The organism is Aestuariivirga sp., assembly GCF_044239095.1.
Classification (GTDB): domain Bacteria; phylum Pseudomonadota; class Alphaproteobacteria; order Rhizobiales; family Aestuariivirgaceae; genus Aestuariivirga.
The window spans coordinates 1-3,722 of record NZ_JBIICB010000356.1; the positions used below are offsets into that span (position 1 = coordinate 1).

Below are 3,722 nucleotides of genomic sequence, written 5' to 3' on the forward strand. Positions count from 1 at the left end.
CGTCTCCTACCAGACGGCCTGGCTCAAGGCCAACTACCCGGTCGAATTCCTCGCCGCCTCGATGACGCTCGACATGGGCAACACCGACAAGCTCATGCTGTTCCGGCGTGAGGCGCAGCGCATCGGCGTCAAGGTCATCCCGCCCTCGGTCAACCAGAGCGGCGTGGACTTCGCGGTGGTGAACGGCGCCATCCTCTATTCGCTCGCGGCCTTGAAGAACGTCGGCGCCGGCGCCATCGAGCATATCGTGAAGGCGCGGGAGGAGGGCGGTCCCTTCCGCTCGCTGGGTGATTTCGCCAAGCGTATTGATGCGCGCGTCGTCAACAAGCGCGCGCTTGAAAGCCTCGCCAAGGCCGGCGCCTTCGATTGCCTCAACCCCAACCGCGCGGCGGTGCTGGACGCGGTCGAGTCCATCCTCTCCATGGCCAACCGCGCCGCCAGTGCGGCACAGGCGGGCCAGAACGATCTCTTCGGTGGTGCTGCCAGCACGTCAGACGATCTCGTGCTGCCCCGCCGCGATTCCTGGCTCCCCATGGACAAGCTCGCGCAGGAGTTCGAGGCCGTGGGCTTCTATCTCTCCGGCCACCCGCTCGACGATTACATGAAGCCGCTGCAGAAGCTCTCGGTCGATACCTATGCGAGCTTTTACGAGAAGGCCCTCACCAAGGGTGCACGCGCGGCAAAGCTCGCGGGCACCGTCACCCACCGGCAGGAGCGCCGTTCCAAGTCCGGCAACAAATTCGCCTTCGTCGGCTTCTCCGATCCCACCGGCCAGTTCGAAACCATCTGCTTCTCAGACACGCTCGCCGCCTGCCGCGACTTGCTCGAACCCGGCAACGCCGTCATCGCGCGCGTCGAGGCCGATGTCGAAGGCGAAGAGGTGAAGCTCCGGCTTCAGGGCGTGGAGATGCTCGACAAGGCCGCAGCGCAGATGGTCACCGGCCTTGAGATCTTCGTGCGCGACGCCAAGTCCATCGACTCCATCGCCCAGCGCCTCACCAACGGCGGCAGAGCCCCCGTCCGCCTCGTCATGCTCATGGACAAGGGCCGCGAGGTCCACGTCTCGCTCGGCAACAAATTCACCGTAACCCCGCAGATCAAGGGCGCCATCAAGGCGATTTCCGGCGTGGTGGACGTGCAGGATTTGTAGCAAAGAGCCCTCATCCGCCCTTCGGGCACCTTCTCCCATCGCGTGCCGCAACGGGAGAGGGGAATAAGCATCGCTCAGCCTTCCCTTCTCCCGTCCCGAAGGGATGGGAGAAGGTGCCCGAAGGGCGGATGAGGGCCTCTCTCCGCGAGTGAGTAAGCTGAGATACATCGCGAAATCATATCTCGGCCGCTCCCGGCATGTACCCCGCCGTGAGCACTCGTAAGGCCTGTCAGCGCGCCGCCGCCCGCGGGGCTGGATATGTGCCCGTGCACCGCGCCACAAGCCGCGCCTGTCTGTCCTGCAAGTCGCGCTGTCGCTTGCTCTGCCGGGGCCACAACGAAAGGATCCCCGCGATCATTATGACCGGACCCACGATGTTTTGTGCCAGCAACAGGTGAACAGTACCGAGCGGTGTCAGAAACAGAAACGCAAGTCCGAGAGACAGACCAGCAAATCCGATAAACACCAGCATGATGTCAAATGTACCCGACAGGATTGGGGACTCGGACGTTCCGTAGTCGTCTTTCGCATTCCGTTGGCGTGCCACGCCCATGTGGCCGAGTCGGAGCAGCTGTGCTGCAATCAACAGTATCAAACCGGCAATCATGGGATCGAAGTCTTGATCGTCATCGCTGCCGGGGGGCTGCGCCAACGCAGTGGCGGTTGTCCCCAGCACGATCATCAGGAAGCCGGCAAGGATGCTGACATAGCTGAACCTGATGGCGTAGTCGCCATTCCGGATGGCCCACAGGCTCGCTGCGCCAGGACCCCCGCTCGCCGGCCCCATCATCCGCCGCGCCCGCCGGGTGTGTTTCGTCCACTCCAGGGCCAAGTCGACCACGGCAAAGAGCAGGAATGCCGCACCAAACAAACGGAGTGCGCCAAAAGTGACGATGAAGCCGAACACTGCAGCGAGCCCCATCACCCAAGACACGGCGAGGCACCTGAACTGCCACCGCAACACCGGGTCGGAATGGTTCAGCATCCGGCCCAGCCGCCGCCGGTCCACAAGCCATCCGCGTTTCGCCATGGTCCGCTGTCCTGCCCCTTGGAAAGGGCAAGTCTGTCACGCGCATTTTTGGAAAAACAGAGGAAAAAGCAATCTTTGAGAGAATTTCAACCACCGGCAGCGGTATCTTGCGCCGCCGGTGGTTGCTGTTTCCTCAGAGCAGTCCGCGCTTGGCCAGATTCCGCATCAGGTGGCTCGCGCCATAGGTCCAGGGTGCTGCCTTGTCGCTAGTCGTCATGCGGTTGGCGAGCATGCCGAGTTCGGGAGACGACACCGTCACCACGTCGCCCAGCTTGTGGGTGAAGCCTTTGCCCGGCGCATCGCGGTCCTCGACGGGCGCGAACAGCGTGCCGAGGAACAGCACCGCGCCATCGGGATATTGGTGATAGGGCCCGATCATCTGCCCCACGATGTCCGCCGGGTCGCGGCTGATCTTGGACATGTTGGACGCGCCCGTCATCACATAGCCATCCTCACCCTCGACCTTCAGGGAGAGCTGCATGCGCCGCACATGGTCGAGCGAGAATGACGCGTCGAACAGCCGGATCATCGGCCCCACCGCGCAGGAGGCATTGTTGTCCTTGGCCTTGCCGAGCAGCAGGGCGGAGCGCCCTTCGACGTCGCGCAGGTTCACGTCATTGCCCAGCATCGCGCCCACGATGCGGCCGGTGGAGGCGACGATGACCACCACCTCGGGCTCCGGATTGTTCCAGGTCGACACCGGGTTCAGCCCCGCTTCCATGCCATGGCCCACGGCAGACATGATCTGCGACTTGGTGAAGATCTCCGCATCCGGCCCGATCCCGACCTCGAGATATTGCGACCAGGCGCCTTTCTCCATCAGCACCTTCTTGAGTTCCATCGCCTCCGCCGAGCCTGCGCGCAGTTTTGAAAGGTCGCTGCCGATCAGCGTGCCGATGGTGGCGCGGATTTCGGCGGCAGCCGCGGGGTTGCCGCGTGCGCGCTCCTCGATCACGCGTTCCAGCATGGAGGTGGCGAAGGTCACGCCCGCCGCCTTCAGCGCCTGAAGATCGACTGGCGGCAGAAGCCACGGCATTGACGTGTCGCGGGTTTCGGGCGGTGTGTTGGCCATCACGGCATCGGCCGTGCCGATCACCGGCCCGGTCACGGCGCGGGCAGCGCCCGCCGGGTCCTCCGCCTCGCAGAGATCGCGGACCGTCGGAAAGGCCTTTGTGATGTCGACGAGGTCTTGGCCCTCGCGGCGCACCACCGCGGGGCCGTCCTCGGCCGGGTTCCAGACGCGCCCGACGAGCAAACCTTCAGCGGGCAGCGCGGCGGATGACATGTAATGTGAGAGCGATGGCATGATGTTCCGGGGCCCCTTATCCATTCCCCGGAACAAGCTTAGTCCGTTTCAAGGAAAGTGCTAGCCTCGCCCGCCGTTGATCACGCGGAAGCGGCCCGGAGCGGGGGAGGGTGCTGCCGCCCGTTCCCCGTCCGCTTGGCGCGCGGACAGTAACTCGCGCCCCTTCAATGACTCATAATGCTTCAAGTCCGGATCGGGGAAGGCGAAGAGCCCGCCCAGCACCTGGGTCGTTTGGC

3 protein-coding genes are annotated in these 3,722 nt (G+C 64.2%); 1 reads left to right on the plus strand and 2 read right to left on the minus strand.

From position 1 onward, the window contains the following. On the plus strand, positions 1-1,150 hold a 1,150-nt coding region (locus ACILRA_RS21045), incomplete at its 5' end, for an OB-fold nucleic acid binding domain-containing protein (RefSeq protein ID WP_395664005.1). 229 nt (positions 1,151-1,379) lie between these two features. Here ACILRA_RS21045 and ACILRA_RS21050 read toward each other — a convergent pair. Next, the gene (locus ACILRA_RS21050; protein ID WP_395664006.1) at positions 1,380-2,180 is read right to left on the minus strand and encodes a hypothetical protein; all 801 of its coding nucleotides are present in this window, start codon (positions 2,178-2,180) and stop codon (positions 1,380-1,382) included. A 133-nt stretch (positions 2,181-2,313) separates the two neighbouring features. Then, positions 2,314-3,486 (minus strand): fumarylacetoacetate hydrolase family protein, encoded by a 1,173-nt coding sequence (locus tag ACILRA_RS21055; RefSeq protein WP_395664007.1) that lies wholly within the window; start codon positions 3,484-3,486, stop codon positions 2,314-2,316. Positions 3,487-3,722 lie beyond the last annotated feature (236 nt).